Source organism: Vibrio diabolicus (assembly GCF_011801455.1).
GTDB classification, from domain to species: domain Bacteria; phylum Pseudomonadota; class Gammaproteobacteria; order Enterobacterales; family Vibrionaceae; genus Vibrio; species Vibrio diabolicus.
In genome coordinates this window covers 456871-475443 of record NZ_CP042452.1, presented here as the reverse complement: position 1 = coordinate 475443, position 18573 = coordinate 456871, and the positions used below count along the sequence as shown (strand labels likewise).

Genomic DNA, 18573 nt, shown 5'->3' with positions numbered 1-18573 from the left:
TTATCGAGACAAATCACACAAAAATGCAAACGAATTAACAGTGACAACAAAACTAATTTGAAAACACACATTATCATCGCGAAAAAAGTGGATGACTTTTTAAATGTCAATACGTGAAAACCACCGCTTTAGTCACATTAATTCACCACTAACACGACCTTAACTAGTGTTTTACACTGGATTTAATTTTCCTAGCAGAATAAGGGCTCCGACCTTAGAATCCGCACACATAACTATTACAACCCGATTACATAACCCACCACACTCTTGCACGCTGCCGAAGAGGCAACAGCAGAGAGTATGGTTAGCCCCCAAAACGTGAAAGGTCTAATACAACAATGAGTCCAGAGAAATATCTCCAAGACTGGCAAACTAGCCAAACGATTGCTGAATCTATTTCCCCTCTAATTGGTAAGCTATATCGTCAAAAAGGAATCGAAGTGGTTCTGTTTGGTAAAACGCTTATCAATGCTACTACTATAGACATTCTCAAAACTCATCGCGTTGCAAGACGTTATACAGGCAGCCCACTCTCACTTGAGCACACGATGCCTATCATTCAAGCGCTATGTGAAATGAGCATTTCTTCGTGTCGTGTCGATGTTGGCCAATTGGCAACTAAGTACTGGAATGAGCATGACGATACTGCATCTCTAAATGATTTCCTTATCACTGCACTCGATGGCGCACGCGATGCAGACTCTTCATTGAAAGCGCGTGATGTAGTTCTTTATGGTTTTGGTCGCATTGGTCGACTACTAACTCGCCTTCTGATCGAGAAAAGTGGCCCAGGTTACCCACTACGACTACGAGCGATTGTGGTTCGTGGCGGTAAAAAAGGCGATTTAGAGAAGCGTGCTAGCTTACTGCGTCGTGACTCAGTCCACGGTCAGTTCAACGGTAGCATCGTGATCGATGAGGAACGTAAAGCTCTGATCGTTAACGGTAACTACATCCAAATCATCTACGCAAACAATCCAAGCGAAGTGGACTACTCTGCTTACGGTATTAACAACGCGCTTGTTGTTGATAACACAGGTGTTTGGCGTGATTCTGAAGGTCTAAGCCAACACTTAGCGTGTCAAGGTGCAGAGAAAGTGCTGCTAACGGCACCAGGTAAAGGTGACATCAAAAACGTTGTATTCGGTGTAAATGAATCAGTTATTCAAGAAGATGACACCATCATCTCTGCAGCGAGCTGTACCACAAACGCAATCACGCCGGTTCTTAAAGCGCTGAATGATAAATATGGTGTCCTTTCTGGTCACATCGAAACCGTGCACTCATACACAAACGACCAAAACTTGATCGACAATTTCCACTCTGGTGACCGCCGTGGACGTAGTGCTTCTCTGAACATGGTTCTAACTTCAACTGGCGCAGCTAAAGCAGTAGCAAAAGCACTGCCAGAGCTAGCTGGTAAGCTAACAGGTAACGCAATTCGCGTACCGACACCAAACGTTTCGATGGCAGTCGCTAACCTAAACTTAGGTGAAGACGTAGACCGTGATTCACTGAACGATTACTTGCGTGAAATGGCGTTGAACTCTGAGCTTTCGGCACAGATTGACTACACCGATTCAACAGAAATTGTATCAACTGACTTAGTTGGTTCTCGCCATGCAGGCGTCGTGGATGGTCAAGCGACTATCGCACAAGACAAACGTTGCGTACTTTACATCTGGTACGACAACGAATTCGGTTACAGCTGCCAAGTTGTGCACTGTATGGAACAAATGATGGGTGTTCGTTACCAAACATTCCCTCGATAGGTGAACTTTGCTCCACAACGTTAACCACATAGCGTAACGGACAATATCTCATATTTGTTCTAAATAATAAGCGCGAAGCGCATTACTAATATTTTCCCCGTTTATACGCCTGATCACCCTCAGGCGTTTTTTCATTTCGCTCATTTGACACTCTCCGGACAAAGTAAAGACTATCATTCATGTTTTGTTCATGTTCACAGCATTAATCTGAACACATGAATTACAGAGAGGTCATGATTATGAATCGGATTATTGTTACCGCACTAGCACTGATTACGGGCTTTTTTACATTAGTATTTAGCTTGATCATTGCGATTCCGTTGACCATCGCAGCGTTAATTACAGGCAAGCGTATTGAGAAGCGCGTGAAGAAAATGCAGAAAGAAATGCATGAAGAGTATGAATTCAATACTGGTAAAGCCGATGCTATTGAAGGTGAGTTCGAAGAGGTTCGCCGATAAGTAAATAGAATTTATATAAGTTTCTCTCCCCCGACTGCTCCTGAGAAACTTCTTGCTTTCACCCTGTCTTTTACAATGGCAGGGTGCTTTTTTACAAAAAAGGCAGCCATCCGGGCTGCCTTTAATATTTTGTTGTCTTGGCAAATTTATACGGTTACGACCACTCGAAATGCCAATAGCATGAGAACAATCCCTGACAAACGATCAATTAACACTGCTTTAGAACGAATTCTGTCCACCACTTTAGAGCTTGATAACACTAGGGTGATAAAGGTATACCAAAGCCCGTCCACAACAAATGGTGTAGCCACAATGATCATTTGATTGCTCAAATCATTACCTAGCGCTACAAACTGACTAAATAGTGCGATAAAAAACAAGGCAATTTTGGGGCTTAAAATCGAGATAAAAAAACCTTCTCGAGCAGACTGGCTTACCGTTGTTTCTTCGCCTGACTCCAACTTCGCCGCCACACCGCCTTTCGAACGCAGCGCATTGAACCCTAAATATGCAAGATATGCCGCGCCTGCAAGGCTGATCGTCTTGAACAACATCGGGCTTTGCTGCAAAACAACAGCGAGGCCAATCAGCGTAATAAACGCATAAATGCCAATTCCAAAAGCGTGTGCCCAAGCCGTTGCCAAACCATTGATGCGTCCACCAGCCAAGGCATGTTTTGCCACAATCGCTAGGCTAGGCCCAGGTGACATAGCACCGAGTAAACACACGGTAAAAAGTGATAACCAAACTGTTAGTGTCATAAATAACCTCTCTCCATTTGAACTCAATCTATCAATTGAAGAGCTATAATTTGAAATCAAAGTTTCGCATAAAAGTCATGATTTAAAATCATAACCTAATGAATGGAGTATTCCGATATTTTCATCACCGCGTGGATTTGCTCTCGCACCCACTGATGAGCTGGATCATTGTCGTATTTAGGATGCCACATCAGCCAATATTCATGGGTAGGTGTCTCAAAAGGAAGCGCTTTATGAACCAAAGGCCAGTGCTTGGCCAAATTATTTGCAATGTGCTCCGGAACTACCATTAAGTGCTCACTTGAGATCAAACGATTTACCGCCGCAGAGAAAAAAGGCACTTTAAAGGTAACATGACGCATCAGCCCCCTGTCTTTTAGTGCCATATCGGTACTTGAGTCTTTGTCTCCCCCACCCGTCACTTGAATATGCGAATGACTAATGAGGTCCTCTACAGAAATCGAAGCCTTACCAGCTAAAGGGTGAGACGCCTTCATCAAACAAACTGACTTATCAGAACCAATATTGATGCTAGATACACCTTCAGGCTGAGTGGGATACATAGAAGAAGCAAGGTGGATTCCTAACTCGTGAAGCTTATCGATAAAATCTAGCTGCCACAGTCGATACGCCAAATCCAATTGTGGTGCTTGTTCACCCAAGTGAGATGCAATATCGGGCAAAACGTATTGTGCCACGTAATCGCTTGAGGCTATAACCAGCTCGCCTTGCCACAGTTGCGGCTCAAAAGGTTTGTCATCGAGTAAATGGTCAAACTCAGCCAGTAACGCATCAAGCTTTGATTTTAATGCTATTGCTCGCGGGGTTGGTATCAGCTGATTACCTTGACGAATAAGCAGTGGGTCACCACACAGATCGCGCAATTGTGCAAGCTGTCGGCTAACCGCAGACTGAGTAATGTGCAAACGTTCTGCAGTTCGGCTGACATGACACTCTTCTAAAAGTACATGCAAGGACCTAAGTAGATTCAAATTGATGTTGTTTAACATACCGGCTCAAGAAGGTTTAATAAATAATGGCACCCATGATGCTTATTTCACAAACTGGTTGCCAGTCGTATTAAAGAACTCAGCTAAAACGGTATGAGTCATGAGGTGCCTTAGCTCTGGGTAACGTTGAATTTGATCTCTGATTTCGTTCAAACGAGTCATCGTAGGTACTTCGACAAAAACCATCATATCCGTTTCACCACTGATTGCATGGCACCATTTTACGCCATCGATTTTGTATAGTTCGTCGGCATATGATTCGCAATAATACGTGGATGTAGATTTATCGAACTTTAGAGCAAAATAAGCACAAATCGAGTCCCCGCCTGAAGAGGCAATTTCAGCGTGATACCCGAGAATCACTTTGTCATGTTCTAGCTTACGAATACGAGCAGTCACCGCAGAACGAGAAAGGTTCACTTTATCCGCAATTTCAGTCACCGACAGCCGAGCGTTGTGTCGGAGAAGATCCACAATCTTGTGATCAAACTTGTCCATATACTTACCAAGCTTTCCTTATTTTTCTCATTCTATACCGATTCTAACTGCATAAGAAACCAACATTTTGTTGGAAATATTTAAAACAACCGTCATATTGACGGTTCAGTAAATCATTTTGTTATTAAGATTTTGGATATGCTATTTGGTAAGCATGAGATGAGCACCGTTATCCATTCAAATAAAAGAGCGATAACGCATTGAAATCAAATACGCTTCTTATGCACTCAGCGCACTAGCGGGCTCATTAAACTCCAATAAATGAGATAATTAGAAGCCACAAGCGTTTTCGTCATAAGCTCTACAACATTGGATGAATCAATTAGCATGGAACAGCTCAAAAAAGACATTTCACTCACATCCGGTATCGCCCAACTATCCACAACATTAATGGGAACGGGGCTTTTTATGATACCAGCCATTGCAGCAGGCATAGCGGGTCATTTTTCACTATGGGCCTGGATTTTATTATTCATCGCCATTTGTCCTATTGCGCTGACTTTTGCCCAGCTAGGCAAGCGATATCCCAACGCGGGCGGAACCGCATTTTTTGTGCGTAAAGCATTTAACGCCAAGCTGGAAAGTAGTGTAGCTTGGCTATTTGTTAGTGTCATTCCGGTAGGGGTTCCGGCCGCGATTGCACTCGCCGCAGGCTTTCTACAGCAAATATTGCCAGAGCCTATTAGCAATAATCTGTTTGCACAAATTCTAACGGTATTACTTCTTGTGTTCGTCAACTTGATGGGCACTAAGTCATCAGGTCATTTACAAACTCTTATTGCTTTGAGTGTCTTTGCGCTCGTTGGCACATTTTTATGGAAAGGTGACGTTAACAGCGCCGATCTCGTGATGCCAGCTATCACACAAGAGTCAATTTGGCCTATTACCGCAGCGCTTGGCGTGATGTTCTGGTGTTTTGTTGGCATAGAGGCTTTTGCTCATATGGGGGAAGAATTCAAAAACCCTCAAAGAGATTTCCCTATTGCCATTATTGTCGGTTGTTTTGTAGCGGGAGCTACGTACTGGGCTTGCTCTGTTGTTATTTTAAAGTTTGGTGCATATGGTAATGCTCAATTCGATAATGCATCGATTCCATGGTTGAGTGCTCAACTACTTGGCGATGGGGCCAAATGGATAATCAGTTTGATCGGATTCTCCGCTTGTTTCGCGAGCGTTAACTTATACACACAGAGCCTAGCGCGAATGGTCTGGGCTCAAGCTCGGGAACATCGTCCTTACAGCCCACTAGCCAAGATTTCGCGTCGTGGTGTCCCTTTCTCAGCCACCTTATTAGTTGGCGGCGTACTGCTAATATCTTGCGTGATAGGAACGCTATCGCAGCTCGATCTGGAGTTTTTCCTAAAACTAGCAAATAGTGTATTCGTTTTGGTTTACATGTTGGCGATGTTAGCCGCTTATAAATTGCTTCGTGGGTTTGGTAAAGCGCTTGCGGGACTTTCTCTACTGCTTTGTACCGGTGTTTTTATATGTTTAGGCTGGTCAATGTTTTATGCACTTGGCATTTTCACTCTACTTTTACTGCCTTGGAAACAGTGGCGACATAAACGACAAACACGCGCAGTTGAATAGTCACCGCTTCCCATGTCGAAAAATTTGGGCTAAACGTTGGATACCAGCGTCTATGTTCTCTAACGCGATATTACCGTAACCAAGCACGGCACCATGCCAGTGACGTGCTCGGAAACCTGGATGTTCATAATAGCTCAAAGGTCGCAAGATGATCCCTTCATGTTCTGCCAGTTTTGTAAAACGCAGCTCATCCATACCGTTTTGCCATTTCAACGTAATATGAAGCCCCGCCGCTTGGCTAACGACGCAAACACTGTCGCCAAAATGCTGTTGAATGGATAAATGCATCTGTTCATGCTTAGTTTTGTACAGTCGACGCATTTTTCGAATATGACGTAATAACCCACCTTCAGTAATAAAATCTGCCAACGCTTCTTGAGTGTGCGTCGGTGAATCACCACTTAACGCATCTTTAACCACCAAACATTGCTCTACTAAACGTTCAGGAACCACAAGGTAGCCAAGCCGCAATCCGTTAAACATTACTTTACTGAAGGAACCCACATACAACACACGATCATCTCGACCCATTTGAGCGGCTAGCCCCTGTAAGCTGGTGTAGGGACGATGAGCAAACTGAAATTCGCTGTCATAATCATCCTCGATTATCCAACTTGATTGTTCGACCGCCCAGTTGATGATCTTTCCTCTTTGCTCGGTATTGAGTGTGGTACCCATCGGATATTGATTACTTGGTGTGATATACAGCGCATCGGCATCGCTTGAGGTCACAGCTTCCACATCAAAACCTAATTTCTCTCTTACGAACAAAGGCTCAAATTGATAGTTTTGGAACTGAATCAACTTCCGCATTTGCGCGTAACCCGGTTGCTCCATCAAAACCTTATCACCTTGTTTTAGAGCTACCATCGTCGCGATTGACAACGCTTGCTGTGCCCCAGAGGTAATAATAATGCGCTCTGGAGAACAATTCACTGAGCGACTTGATGCGAGGTAGTCAGCTAAAGCACTGCGCAATGCCCAACTACCCTGAATATCTTGATTCCCCAACAAGCAGGGGCGGGACATGTGGCGAGCAAGTAACTTTTGCCATTGCGCCATCGGAAATGCGTCCAAATCCGGCACACCCGGTGCAAATGCGCGGTTGATGTCAAAGTTGGTTTTCGGTGATGAGTCTCTCTGAACTGAATTAGGTTCAGGCAAGTACTGCTCCGGCAGTTCTACGGCAACATAAAAACCCGAACCTTTTTGGCTGTTCAAGTAACCTTCCGCCACTAACTGCTCGTAAGCAGAAATCACGGTATTCCTACTTAGATTAAGCGCTTGTGAAAGCTTCCGCGTAGAAGGCAACTTCCCATTCTTCACCCACAATCCTTGAACAATTTTCTTGCGAATAGCAAAAAACAACGCTTGCTGACGCGTTCCATCACTGTCTTTTAAATGCAGGTCACCGATATCAATCAAAGACAAACTGGATCCATCCATTAGTTAAAAGTGGCTCTCTTTAAGCTACCAGTTAAACGCTACATTGCAATCAAAGAATGAGGATCAATCGCTCGTAATCGTGAGCAAACAAGGAGAGAAAATGCTATCCAACACCAATAGAACGGAAATTAAGAAAGGCGCACATAAAGCCGTCTCTGATGTTAGCAAACTGCACGCCATCATAGATGAAAGCCTAATCGCTCATATTGCGATAACCAACGAGTCAGGCCCTGTGGTCATCCCTATGCTGGCATGGCGTGTCGATGATTACGTGTATATCCATGGTGCCAACAACAGTCGACTGTTACGCTCACTCAAACAAGGAGTGCAAACGTGCTTAACCTTTACTTTGCTTGATGGTTGGGTATTGGCTCGAAGTGCATTTCACCACAGTGCGCATTATCGTAGCGCCGTGGTCTTTGGCCAGTTTGAGATGGTGGAGGATAACCAAGAGAAAGACAGGTTGTTGAATCACTTTATCGAACAGATCGCTCCAGGGAGAACAAAACAAGTCCGTTTGAGCAATGAAAAAGAGCTCAAAGCCACCATGCTGCTGCGTATCCCACTCACAGAGGCATCTGTGAAAATCAGCAATTTTGGCGTCAACGACGATGCGGAAGACATGGACATTCCTGTTTGGGCAGGTGTCCTACCCTACCGAACTGTCGTAGGTCCACTGCAAGCTTGTGAAGATTTGTATGAAGGTATCGCTGAACCAGACTACCGCAGTGCCTACTCTAATCGTTGGCAGGAATAAGCACCGTAAAACGTGCGCCGCCTAAGTGACTCTCGCCGACAGAAAGTTCCCAACCTAATTGCCTCGCTGCACTGGTAGCGATGGCAAGCCCTAAACCAAAGCCTTTCACGTCGGCGTTGCGGCTTTTGTCTAAACGCGAAAATGGCATAAATACTTCTTCTCGCATCGATTCAGGGATGCCCGGACCATCGTCCTCAATATCGATGCTCCAGCAATCCGCTACCATTCGAATCGTCACCTCAACGCAGGATTCACCGTAACGCTTGGCGTTTTGCAATAAATTATCGAGGACGAGGTTACCCAAAGTAGGCTGAAAGTGAATCAATTGGTTCGCGAGTTCATTTTCTGCTCTCAACATGGCGGACTCTAAGCCTAGGTAATTCATGCGGCTTTTACACCAAAGAGGCAGTTCCATGGTTTCAACAGAATCGCTCAAAGAATGGTTTTTCACACTCAAGCGAGACAGCATGACAATGTCGGACGTTAAATCCGTCACTACATCAACGTATCGTTCAATATCATCGTGCAACTCTGCCTGCATTTCACCACTCGTGCGCCTAGCTAAATCCGTCGCTAGCTGAATACGACTCAGCGGAGTGCGCACTTCATGAGGAATAGCTTGAGTAAAGATGTGTGTTTGACGTACTCGTCTCTCAATCTCTTCAGACATGTTGTTGAAGCCTTGGGCGAGCTCTTTCACGGGTTGCGAAAATTGCTTTAGATCGACTCGCGTATTCAACTCACCATAACCAAATTGTTGTTGTGCAGCCGTTAGTTGTCGAATTTGGCGGTCAAGACGTCGTACAGGTATGTAAACCATAATGCCTAAACTGCACACAACAACCAAAAGTAGAGTCAGTATAAATACAATCTCAGAATCTTCATTCCAATCAACATCTGGGCTAAAGAAATCCGTTTTTTCTTTGAAAACTAAATTCTTCGAGGTGTTAGGTAAAGGGAATACCGCGGCATAGGTACTGCCATCAATAAGATAAACAGGTATCCCTTGCATTCGGTACAGCAGCTTACAATCTCGACAAGGCGGTGATCCGTCCCAGTTTTCAACCAATGTTAAATCAAAGATAAAGAAATCTTGCTTGCCGTTTTCGGTTAACTTCTTATAGAGAGAATCCGGAGTGCCTCGTTGCTCAATGTATTGATCGACAAAATAAGCACCATCACTCAAAAAAACACCGACTTCTGTTTTGCGCATGTACTCTTCCCCCATAAAGAGAAACAAAGCAACAGTCAGCGCAAGGCCAGTAACTAACCCCACATATAGACGAGTAAACAGGGAAAACATGCGTCATTTACCTGTCAGCATATAGCCGTGGTGACGTATGGTCTTAATGGTAGCAGTATGGATATGAGCCTTAGAGAATTTCTTCCTTAGTGAGGATATACGCATATCAATCGAACGATCAGTAATGCAGTATTCAATGCCTCTGGCAAGACGGCAACATGATTCACGAGATACTGGTTTATCGACATTCAGCATCAGGAGCTCTAGAATTTCAAACTCAGAACTCGTCAAACCAATATCTTTTTGCAAATAAAATGCTTGGGAGCGACGAAGACAAAGGCTAATGCCATATCGGCTCAGCTTTTCTTCTTCAACGGTATCAACTTGACGACGATAGCGACGCAACGCCGCTTCAATACGGGCGAGAAGGATGTTGCCTTTTATCGGTTTGGTAAGGTAATCATCAGCACCGAACTTAAATAAGCTCACCTCGCTCATTTCATCATCGGTTGCAGTCAAAACAATGATAATCCCATGATAAAATTTACGTGCCTCTTGGCATATTTCTGCGCCATTTTTTCCCGGCAACATCAAATCTAACAGCACTAGGTCCGGATTGAGTCCGTGAATCGTTTCTAATGCATTTTGACCGTTGTCGATAACGGTTACTGTATAGCCTTCGGCTTCGAGGTACATTTTGGTTAATCGAGCAATCTCAGAGTCGTCTTCTACCAGTAAGATTGTATTGCCCACCATGAATCATTTACTCCACCAATATGATGGAGGGAGTATATCGCTCGTCCTATACTGCGCAACCCACTTAAATGATAATTTTAATAAAAAGCGGGCTTACATACGCTTACAAACCATACATATACGATAATCCTAATCATTCTACGCCCCTAAAACCATGCAATAACCTGATGTTTTATTCATTAGCAGAATATAGCTTCACATAAAAATAAAATTTGGAATAAAAATCCACTATATTTTTAAATATATCGAATGATAGTCCTTACTAAAAAACAATATCGATATATATGACTTGGTTTGCTTATATAGACAGGACTTTATGTTGCTTCTAAGTTTCTTGCCCTAATAAAGTCTACGAGTAACATGAAATGAGATATTCCCAATTAACACCTTTAGCCATATTTTGCGCGATAAGTCTAACTGCTTGCGGCGGCAGTGAATCTAATTCGAAACCATCGACAACGACACCTCCAACACCACCAGCGCCAACATTGAGCACTGTCACAATCCCAACTATCGTTTCTACAGAGTTTCCAGCCAAGTTAAAAGTGGCTGCTGATGCGGGCTTCACCCACTATGTGAAAATCTCCCTTTCTGAAGCAAATAACAATGATACATTTCACATTGTGGCTGTTGATGACGGTGCGAATAATGAAAAAATCTTTCGTGCAGCCAAAATCATACAACACCTTCTCACAAACCAACCAGACTCTAAGTACGGCGCTGACAAGTCTCGTATCGCTAAGACATTAGCCGAGCGTGATGCCACACTAATGCTGACCGAAAACGACGAACAGAATGATGAGATGCTAACCAAAATCTTTATCAACGAACTGATTCGCCAAGACAAACTGAACGATGCAGTGACAAACTCGGGCTTAGCACACTCTTTTGATACGAGTTCTCTAGAAAAGTTTGTTGTAAGCATGATGGTACTTAACGAAGAAGATATGGATACACTTGTCACATCTATCGTGGCAACATTAGTAAATAGTAAAGAAACACCAAACTGGCTAAGGAACAGCCAATCTCTGATGTATCGAGAACTGACAGTTGAAGGCGATTGCCATTACATGAGTAATTTTGCCGATTACTGTGCCAATCTTGGTAAAAAAGCCGAACGAGACGCCGCTTTTGAAGAAATTTTACACTTGGTCCAAGCGCAAGGTATTGCACCTAACACGGGGACTGCGGCACTGCAAAATGACATTCAAGCTCATGCGTTAAAAATCTATAACGATATTCAAGCGGGCAAACCGACGGTGTGGCGCCCAACTCAGTATGACTGGGACGATTGGAAATCGGACGACTTCGATCCTGAAAGTGTTAAACAAACGGGCCCTTCATATTCTCACGAATACTTTGCTGCCGCTTTTGAAGCTTACATGGGTGTAGCAAAAGCAAACGGACAAGGTTTAGATGGCTACCAAGCGTTAACACGTGAAGAAATGCAAACTCAAGATCCACAAGCCGTTGATTGGATCAGCGGCTTATTCCACGGATACTTGCAATACACCGCGAACATCGACTCTGCGGGCGTCAAACTTTACACAGAAAAGACAAATCCAGGCACAGTGCCTACCTTCCGTATGGCTCCCAACAAAGACGGCTTGATAGAAGCATACACCTACAAATCTCAGTGGCTGACAAGAGTGAAGGTCATTGGCGACGACGCAATGAATGTCATCGGTAATGACCAAAACAATACCTTTGAAGGCAACAGCAAAGACAACAGCATTTATGGTGAAGGTGGTATCAACACCTATATCGTGCCACACAAACTGGCAGAATGTACTGTTATCAAAGCAAAGAGCGTTTCTGTTAAGTGCCCGAGTACAGGCTCGGATGAGTTGTACGACATTCAAAAGATCCAATTCACCGACCAAATCTTAGATGTAACCGAGCTATAAACGATGAAAAACATGAAGAAACTTACTCTATTCGCTCCCCTACTCCTTGTAGGTTGTGGTGGCCTAGCTGTCATGGATCGTACTGATGCCGTAAAAGCACAACCAGAAATGCTGATCAAAACCGACGGAGATTTTTGGGGATTCGGTGCAGATGGTCATTTTGATTTTGCTGGTAAGTACAAAGGCAACTATTCACGCAGTGCTTCTAACTCAAGTTGGTTTAACCATATCTCTTTCAAAGAAGGTACGATGGGCGCAGAAGTTACTCGTATCGACAACGGGGAAACTTGGCTTCTGAGCTGCTCTGGAGGCGGTATGTCGGTTAACTACATGGGCGTCGATTTTGGTGGGAATGATCCTTACACCTGTGATATCACCCAAGATGGCGTCAAAGTGGGAGAATTTGCTATGGAGCCAAAATCCGCTCTCATCGACATCAGCTTCGAGAAAAAAGAGACTGGCGTAGTGCGTATCGGCAGCACCCACTTTAATGTAGAAACCGTACATACTAGTCCCGACGCCATGATGGCGGTAGACATTCCATTGGGTTATAGCTTTAAGGAAGGCACACAAGAAATTGCCGCTGTACAGACGAACGGTACCATTGCGGTACAAATGCTCCCAGAACTTAGTGAACAAAAAAAGGATGTGATTGCCATCGGCGCTGTTGCAAGTGCACTAAGCTGGCGCCCTAAGAAATAGCCATTACATTAAACAACACCAAAAATAGCAAAGCCCTCTACCTTGAGGGCTTTTATTGCTTGTTTTCATAAAGACAAGTGAAGCATTACTTTTCTAATCTTCCCGCATACTGCTTGGGCGTTAATCCACGATGTTTCTTAAACATACGATTGAAGCTCGCCACATTGGTGTAACCAAGGCGCATGGCTATGTCATCAATACTCACGCGCTTACTCAATAACCCAGCCGCAACATTACTCAATACATAGCCGGATACCATCGAGAAGTTGAGGCCTAATTTGTGCAAACGACGTTGAAACTGCTGTTCAGATAAATCAAGCAGAGAAGAAACGCGCTCTAACGTTGGCAATCCATAATGACTGCTGTAGTTCACCACTTCATAAATCACTTTCAACTCATCTTCTGGGTCGGGCATATTAAGCAAATCATCCAAATCGGAAAAACTCATCGCTAGACGGCTGTCTTCGCGATGGCTCACTTGTCGAGAAGCTAATCGGTCATCTCCCGGGATCCATATTTCTGTTTTTGGCTGACTCCATTCCACCTCGCAGCCGAAATATTCTCGGTATGGTTCAGTATTTTTTCTCGACCCTGAAACCTTCACGCGCAAAGGCTGATAGTCTTTACCAAGAAATTCGCGTAGCACTTTAATCATAAATACCGCACAACGGATACTATCGTGCACCTTTACTGACGTTTCTATAAACGGGTTGTGGTAAGTCCATTTGATGATTTTACCCGACTGTTCGCCAGCAAAAAACGCCCCAGATTGTAAGTTACTCGCACCATAATTAACGCGTCGAATCGCGCTGGCTAAATCATTCCCAGAAAATAGCCAGCGTCCCACAGGTCCAAGCTTTTGCAGTTCAATACCTCGGCTGAGACTCAATACCACATCCGGGTCACCACTGGCTTGTTCAACACAACGATACCATTCTGCGACGGCTTTTAGCGGGATCAGTGTCATTGGGTTGTGAAATACCGACGACGGAATCCCCAGTTCATCCGAGCCCAAATTATATTTAGATAACGCGAGGTTATGCATGTTTAGAATGCCCATCGCGCGAATAAATCGAACCGTCTTCATTACCAATCACATCAAATTTAATCCCCTATTGATTGAATCTGTCACAAAGAAAGACCTAAATCAAATCCAGATCACAATACGCCAACCGTTTGATAGAGGAGTGTTTAATGAGTTTACTGAGTGTCCCATTTGTCGGTACAGGCGCAGATACGGCGTTACATGTTGTCGCTGCTGTCGTTTTAATCGCGAGTGTCGCGGGCGCGTGTTACGGCTTTTGGAAAATCCATGAATTACCTATCAATAAAGCACACAGCAAAGACCATCATCAGATAGGGCTCATCACTGCGCTGACCTGGATAGGGTTTGTCTGGCACTGGGTTTGGGTGCTAGCCGTGATCTTTGCATTTGTTGATATGGAAAAAGCCATCATCAATCTGCGTGATACATGGAAAAGTAAACCGCAAACAGAAACACAGCCAAAAGAGGAAGCATAATGTTAGAAGGTTTAGCGGTATGGGCACTCTTCATCTATCTATTGCGTTTGGTTGGCATGCCTTGGAACAAAGCAACCAAATCGTTCGCTTATCTTGGCGGTTTGAGTTGGCTAATGTTCGTATGGGTAGGTTTGATTAATTTCACCCCGATGGATTTATCCGGTGGTTCTGTCGTGCAGTCACCACACATCCAATTGCGTCCAGATTCAACCAATGTAAAAGGTAAAGTTGACCACATTTACATTAAGCCAAATCAGCAAGTTAAAGAGGGTCAGCTCATTTATGAACTTAACCCAACGCAATACGAAATCGCATTAAATCAGGCGAACGTATCCGCCGATTCTGCACGAGTCGCATTAGCTACGGCAAAAGGCGACATCGAGATTGAAGAAGCGAATCATCAAGCATTGGTGCAAGATCTAGAAACATCAAAGAGCCAATTGGAAGCGGCGAAAGTTGACTACAAATTGCAGAAAAAGATGCTAGATCGTTATGTTGAGCAAAACCGAGTGGTGCAAAACACCATCACGGAAAGCGACATCGACAAACAATCGAGTGCGGTTGATATGGCACGTCACAACGTGTTTACCCTTGAGTCTCAAATTAAGAAGAAACAAGTCGATATTTCCCGTGCAAAACTGACGATTCATAAAGCGGAACTTGCAGTTGAAACCAAACAAGCCGAACTGCGCCAAGCTGAAGAGCAAATTGCAAAAGCGCAATGGGATTTGAATAGCACAAAAGTTCATGCCCCAACAGATGGCTTTGTCACCAACTTTATCCTGCGTGAAGGTCAGCGTGTATCGATGATGCCGCGTATCAACATGTACACTAACGAGAAGTATGTGCTGATGCGAGTCAACCACCAGGCGATTCGTAACATCAAACCGGGTCAGCCAGCGGAATTCTCTTCGTCCGTTTACCCAGGTAAGATCTTCTCAGCGACCGTCGAAGGCATTGTTGAAGCAACAGGTGAGTCACAAGGTAATCTGCTGGGTTTCGATGATTCCGTAAGTATCACCACTGGAAAGAATTTACAGAACAAACACCACTTTGTTCGTCTTAAGATTGATGAGCCAGAAGGCTACGACATTCCTGTTGGCTCTGTTGGCCTCGCATGGGTCAGCGGTGAAAAACCGATAGGCTTCATGGCCTTCTTAGATGTGATTCGCGGGATCATCATTCGAATGAAGTCTCAGCTGTACTTCTTCTACTCCATCTAAACTCACAAACCGCCAGTTTCGCTGGCGGTTTTTTCATTTGTATCCAAACACATCCTTTTCCCGTATAACAATTAGTTAGTAAACAGCGGAGAAGATTCATGTCGGCAAAGGAAAGAAGCCTACCTACCCATCGTATCTCAAGGTTCAGCAAGTTCGCTTCACTTGCTACCCGTGTCGCAGGCAATGTGATTGCAGAAGGCACGAAACAAATCGCCAAAGGCAATAAACCAAAAGCGAAAGACCTCTTGCTGACGCCACAAAACATCGCACGGTTGACAGACCAACTTGCTCACCTACGTGGCGCTGCAATGAAGCTTGGTCAAATGCTCTCAATGGATGCTGGTGATGTTTTAGAACCTGAACTCGCCGATATTCTCTCCCGCCTTCGCTCCAACGCAGACCCAATGCCTGCAAAGCAACTGAACGGAGTCATGGAAAGTTCGCTAGGAACGAGTTGGAAAGCTGAGTTTCTATCATTTAACTTCAAACCAATCGCCAGTGCATCAATAGGACAAGTGCATCAAGCCTACAGCGATGCGGGCGATAACCTAGCCGTCAAAGTGCAATATCCGGGCATTCGAAAAAGCATCGATAGCGACGTCGATAATGTCGGTACATTGCTCAAAGTAGTTGGGTTGATTCCGGAGTCCGTCGACTACAAAGGGCTACTAGAAGAAGCCAAAAAGCAACTGCATGATGAAGCCGATTACACCCGAGAAGCGCAATTTGCGATTCGTTACCATGATGCTTTGAAGGAGCATCCTCATTTTGTCGTACCAAAGATTCACACTGAAAGTTGCTCAGACTCCGTTCTCGCCATGGAGTTTATTGACGGCGTACCCATTGAACACATCGAACATTATGATCAAAGTACGCGAGATTTTGTCATGCACAGTTTGCTCGAATTGCTGTTCAGAGAGCTGTTCGAATTCAAGATGGTGCAAACCGACCCTAACTTCGCCAATTACTTGTACATTGAAAGTACTCGCCAAATCGGCTTGTTAGATTTCGGTGCAACTCGCGAATACAGCGAACGATTCAGTGCAGGCTATCGCCAAGCCTTTGCGTCCGTCGTGAATAATGACGAACAAGGCTTGAATGACGCGCTTGAACAAATTGGCTTCTTCAGCCAAACCATCCTACCTGACCAGCGCCAAGCGATTCTCGATTTAGTAAAAATGGCATGTGAACCCATGTTAGTTGATGAGCCATATGATTTTAAAGCCAGTGGCTTAGCGCAAAAACTTCGCGAAGCTGGCACTATTTTGAGCATGGAACAAGAGTACTGGCATACCCCACCTGCCGATGCCCTATTTTTACATCGTAAAATTGGTGGCATGTATTTGCTCGCAGCGAGAATTGGCGCAAAAGTGAACATTCACCAATTGGTACAGCCATATCTCACTATCAACAGCGAATAGCCTATTGTTTTTCTGTTACTTTCAAGTACCTTGAGCAAGGCTAAGATGCATAGTTGTGCATCTCAATAACATGCCATACTTCCATAAAACGAATTAACTATCGGGGTACTCGGTGAGCAAGTTTCAAGATCTCTCCACTCTAATCCAGCAAATTGGCCAAGCCGAAGAAGCGGATCAAGTCGCAACGCTCAATGAATCTATTGAAGCGGGTCTCGAACCTGGCGCAGTCGCCCTAATTCTGGAAGCCTTTCCAATCGATGATCGTGTTCGCTTATGGCGAGCTTTGCCACTAGAACTGCATATCGACGTGTTAACGGAAATGCGTGCCGACGTACGTTTTTCTATCATCAATGCATTATCTGAAGTCGAGCTAAAACTCACCCTCGCTAAACTTGATAACTTATCGCTGATCGAATGGGCGGATTCGTTGCCTGAGTCGATCATCAACGAAGCGCTCGCGTTAATCGAAAAAGATGAGTTAGAGCTTTACGATCAGGCAAACGAATATGAAGATGAAGAACTCGGCCACTGGGCTGAGCGTAAAATCATCACCCTGCCCTTTAATATTACGATTGGAACGGCTAAGCAGTTAATGGAGCGCTATAGCTACGACACACCTCAACAGGTCTACCTGATCAACCGTAATAAACAGTATCGAGGGACTGTCAATTACTACGAAATTTTACGTAGTGATCCTGATACTCGCTTAAAAACACTCGTTATTGAAGCGGTGACGGTGCTAGACAGTAAGATGATGCTTCCCGAAGCGGTAGAAGCATTAGAGCACAGCACACTGCCCGCTCTGCCTGTGACCGATGCAGACCAAACTCTGATTGGTGAAGTCGATTGGCAATTTGCATTAAGTACGCAACGTGAAATCTACGAAGCGCGCTTAATGGCCGGTACTGGTATGGATGAAGGCGATGACTTGTTTGCGCCAGTATTAAAAAGCTCGCAAAAACGCGGCGTGTGGCTGGGCATCAATTTGCTGACTGCAATTTTAGCGTCTGTCACTATCGGGCTATTTGAAGACGTGATTGCTCAAGTGGTTGCTTTGGCCGTACTAATGCCAATTGTTGCATCGATGGGTGGCATTGCAGGCAGCCAAACCCTGACTCTAATGGTTCGTGCGATGGCGCTTAATCAGATTACCCCAGGTAACCGATTCAAATTCTTAAAAAATGAGTTGGGCATAGGCTCACTGAACGGCATTGCTTGGGCGCTAATCATCGGCGGGTTAGCCGGATTGTGGTTCCAATCGCCAGTTTTAGGCGGAACCATCGCGCTGGCCATTATCGTCAACATTATTACCGCGGCTTTATTTGGTGTGTTGATACCCATTATTTTGGATAAGTTTAAATTGGACCCTGCTTTGGCTGGCTCGGTGATTCTAACAACAGTGACAGATGTGGTTGGTTTCTTCGCCTTTTTGGGAACGGCGAGTTTAGTCATGCTCTAAAAAGTCCACTGTTTATTAATCAATCATTAGCATAATAGAGTCAAAT

General features: G+C 44.5%; 17 protein-coding genes. 10 read left to right on the top strand and 7 right to left on the bottom strand.

The annotated features are described in order from the left end of the window. Positions 1 to 338: 338 nt before the first annotated feature. Together FR741_RS17610 and FR741_RS17605 are read left to right on the top strand one after the other, a co-directional pair. On the top strand, positions 339 to 1772 hold the full coding sequence (locus FR741_RS17610; protein ID WP_006741169.1) for a glyceraldehyde-3-phosphate dehydrogenase: 1434 nt from the start codon (positions 339 to 341) through the stop codon (positions 1770 to 1772). 239 nt (positions 1773 to 2011) lie between these two features. After that, positions 2012 to 2233: a hypothetical protein gene (locus FR741_RS17605; RefSeq protein WP_005397748.1), complete on the top strand. Its 222-nt coding sequence runs from the start codon at positions 2012 to 2014 to the stop codon at positions 2231 to 2233. Positions 2234 to 2379: 146 nt separating this feature from the next. Here FR741_RS17605 and FR741_RS17600 read toward each other — a convergent pair whose 3' ends face one another. From FR741_RS17600 to FR741_RS17590, 3 genes are all read right to left on the bottom strand, one after another. After that, positions 2380 to 2994 carry a LysE family translocator gene (locus tag FR741_RS17600; RefSeq protein ID WP_167427330.1) on the bottom strand — a complete coding sequence of 205 codons (615 nt, stop codon included), beginning with the start codon at positions 2992 to 2994 and terminating at the stop codon, positions 2380 to 2382. A 95-nt stretch (positions 2995 to 3089) separates the two neighbouring features. After that, a complete protein-coding gene (locus tag FR741_RS17595) occupies positions 3090 to 4004 on the bottom strand; it encodes a LysR family transcriptional regulator (RefSeq protein WP_167427329.1) in 915 nt (304 codons plus the stop codon). A 42-nt stretch (positions 4005 to 4046) separates the two neighbouring features. Next, positions 4047 to 4502, bottom strand: coding sequence for an Lrp/AsnC family transcriptional regulator (locus tag FR741_RS17590; RefSeq protein WP_005396378.1), 456 nt, complete (start codon positions 4500 to 4502; stop codon positions 4047 to 4049). A gap of 327 nt (positions 4503 to 4829) precedes the next feature. On the opposite strand from FR741_RS17590, the gene yjeH reads away from it, so the two are divergent. After that, the gene (yjeH, locus tag FR741_RS17585) at positions 4830 to 6092 is read left to right on the top strand and encodes an L-methionine/branched-chain amino acid transporter (protein ID WP_006741172.1); all 1263 of its coding nucleotides are present in this window, start codon (positions 4830 to 4832) and stop codon (positions 6090 to 6092) included. On the opposite strand, the gene pdxR is transcribed toward yjeH, so the two are convergent. Next, positions 6093 to 7538, bottom strand: coding sequence for a MocR-like pyridoxine biosynthesis transcription factor PdxR (pdxR, locus tag FR741_RS17580; protein WP_167427328.1), 1446 nt, complete (start codon positions 7536 to 7538; stop codon positions 6093 to 6095). It lies immediately after the preceding gene. Positions 7539 to 7638: 100 nt separating this feature from the next. On the opposite strand from pdxR, the gene FR741_RS17575 reads away from it, so the two are divergent. Next, on the top strand, positions 7639 to 8295 hold the full coding sequence (locus FR741_RS17575; protein WP_006741174.1) for a pyridoxamine 5'-phosphate oxidase family protein: 657 nt from the start codon (positions 7639 to 7641) through the stop codon (positions 8293 to 8295). Here the strand turns inward: FR741_RS17575 and FR741_RS17570 are convergent. Beyond that, entirely contained in the window at positions 8276 to 9598 is a 1323-nt protein-coding gene (locus tag FR741_RS17570; RefSeq protein WP_167427327.1) for an ATP-binding protein, read from the bottom strand. The two genes, FR741_RS17575 and FR741_RS17570, sit on opposite strands and share 20 nt — an antisense overlap. Before the next feature lie 3 nt (positions 9599 to 9601). Beyond that, a complete protein-coding gene (locus FR741_RS17565) occupies positions 9602 to 10294 on the bottom strand; it encodes a response regulator transcription factor (protein ID WP_025546713.1) in 693 nt (230 codons plus the stop codon). A 365-nt stretch (positions 10295 to 10659) separates the two neighbouring features. Between FR741_RS17565 and FR741_RS17560 the strand changes: the two genes are divergently transcribed. Beyond that, a complete protein-coding gene (locus FR741_RS17560; RefSeq protein WP_167427326.1) occupies positions 10660 to 12201 on the top strand; it encodes a hypothetical protein in 1542 nt (513 codons plus the stop codon). A gap of 12 nt (positions 12202 to 12213) precedes the next feature. Continuing rightward, the gene (locus FR741_RS17555) at positions 12214 to 12903 is read left to right on the top strand and encodes a VV20781 family protein (RefSeq protein WP_041853146.1); all 690 of its coding nucleotides are present in this window, start codon (positions 12214 to 12216) and stop codon (positions 12901 to 12903) included. Between the two features lie 85 nt (positions 12904 to 12988). Here the strand turns inward: FR741_RS17555 and FR741_RS17550 are convergent, their stop codons facing one another. Beyond that, entirely contained in the window at positions 12989 to 13990 is a 1002-nt protein-coding gene (locus FR741_RS17550) for an AraC family transcriptional regulator (RefSeq protein ID WP_167427325.1), read from the bottom strand. A 107-nt stretch (positions 13991 to 14097) separates the two neighbouring features. Here FR741_RS17550 and FR741_RS17545 point away from each other — a divergent pair, with 107 nt between their 5' ends. The 4 genes from FR741_RS17545 (at position 14098) to FR741_RS17530 (ending at position 18527) form a co-directional block, all read left to right on the top strand. Continuing rightward, positions 14098 to 14424, top strand: a complete 327-nt coding sequence (locus FR741_RS17545) for an MFS transporter (protein ID WP_017635162.1) — start codon at positions 14098 to 14100, stop codon at positions 14422 to 14424. Further along, positions 14424 to 15647: an HlyD family secretion protein gene (locus FR741_RS17540; RefSeq protein WP_167427324.1), complete on the top strand. Its 1224-nt coding sequence runs from the start codon at positions 14424 to 14426 to the stop codon at positions 15645 to 15647. The genes FR741_RS17545 and FR741_RS17540 overlap by 1 nt, the downstream gene beginning before the upstream one ends. A gap of 98 nt (positions 15648 to 15745) precedes the next feature. Continuing rightward, entirely contained in the window at positions 15746 to 17068 is a 1323-nt protein-coding gene (locus FR741_RS17535; protein ID WP_167427323.1) for an ABC1 kinase family protein, read from the top strand. 112 nt (positions 17069 to 17180) lie between these two features. Then, positions 17181 to 18527 (top strand): magnesium transporter, encoded by a 1347-nt coding sequence (locus FR741_RS17530; protein WP_005396363.1) that lies wholly within the window; start codon positions 17181 to 17183, stop codon positions 18525 to 18527. The last annotated feature ends 46 nt before the right edge of the window (positions 18528 to 18573 follow it).

What these genes read in the sequence shown, in the direction of transcription:
- FR741_RS17610 (WP_006741169.1), top strand. Translation starts at nt 339, where the DNA reads ATGAGTCCAGAGAAATATCTCCAAGACTGGCAAACTAGCCAAACGATT.
- FR741_RS17605 (WP_005397748.1), top strand. Translation starts at nt 2,012, where the DNA reads ATGAATCGGATTATTGTTACCGCACTAGCACTGATTACGGGCTTTTTT.
- FR741_RS17600 (WP_167427330.1), bottom strand. Translation starts at nt 2,994, where the DNA reads ATGACACTAACAGTTTGGTTATCACTTTTTACCGTGTGTTTACTCGGT.
- FR741_RS17595 (WP_167427329.1), bottom strand. Translation starts at nt 4,004, where the DNA reads ATGTTAAACAACATCAATTTGAATCTACTTAGGTCCTTGCATGTACTT.
- FR741_RS17590 (WP_005396378.1), bottom strand. Translation starts at nt 4,502, where the DNA reads ATGGACAAGTTTGATCACAAGATTGTGGATCTTCTCCGACACAACGCT.
- yjeH (WP_006741172.1), top strand. Translation starts at nt 4,830, where the DNA reads ATGGAACAGCTCAAAAAAGACATTTCACTCACATCCGGTATCGCCCAA.
- pdxR (WP_167427328.1), bottom strand. Translation starts at nt 7,538, where the DNA reads ATGGATGGATCCAGTTTGTCTTTGATTGATATCGGTGACCTGCATTTA.
- FR741_RS17575 (WP_006741174.1), top strand. Translation starts at nt 7,639, where the DNA reads ATGCTATCCAACACCAATAGAACGGAAATTAAGAAAGGCGCACATAAA.
- FR741_RS17570 (WP_167427327.1), bottom strand. Translation starts at nt 9,598, where the DNA reads ATGTTTTCCCTGTTTACTCGTCTATATGTGGGGTTAGTTACTGGCCTT.
- FR741_RS17565 (WP_025546713.1), bottom strand. Translation starts at nt 10,294, where the DNA reads ATGGTGGGCAATACAATCTTACTGGTAGAAGACGACTCTGAGATTGCT.
- FR741_RS17560 (WP_167427326.1), top strand. Translation starts at nt 10,660, where the DNA reads ATGAGATATTCCCAATTAACACCTTTAGCCATATTTTGCGCGATAAGT.
- FR741_RS17555 (WP_041853146.1), top strand. Translation starts at nt 12,214, where the DNA reads ATGAAGAAACTTACTCTATTCGCTCCCCTACTCCTTGTAGGTTGTGGT.
- FR741_RS17550 (WP_167427325.1), bottom strand. Translation starts at nt 13,990, where the DNA reads ATGAAGACGGTTCGATTTATTCGCGCGATGGGCATTCTAAACATGCAT.
- FR741_RS17545 (WP_017635162.1), top strand. Translation starts at nt 14,098, where the DNA reads ATGAGTTTACTGAGTGTCCCATTTGTCGGTACAGGCGCAGATACGGCG.
- FR741_RS17540 (WP_167427324.1), top strand. Translation starts at nt 14,424, where the DNA reads ATGTTAGAAGGTTTAGCGGTATGGGCACTCTTCATCTATCTATTGCGT.
- FR741_RS17535 (WP_167427323.1), top strand. Translation starts at nt 15,746, where the DNA reads ATGTCGGCAAAGGAAAGAAGCCTACCTACCCATCGTATCTCAAGGTTC.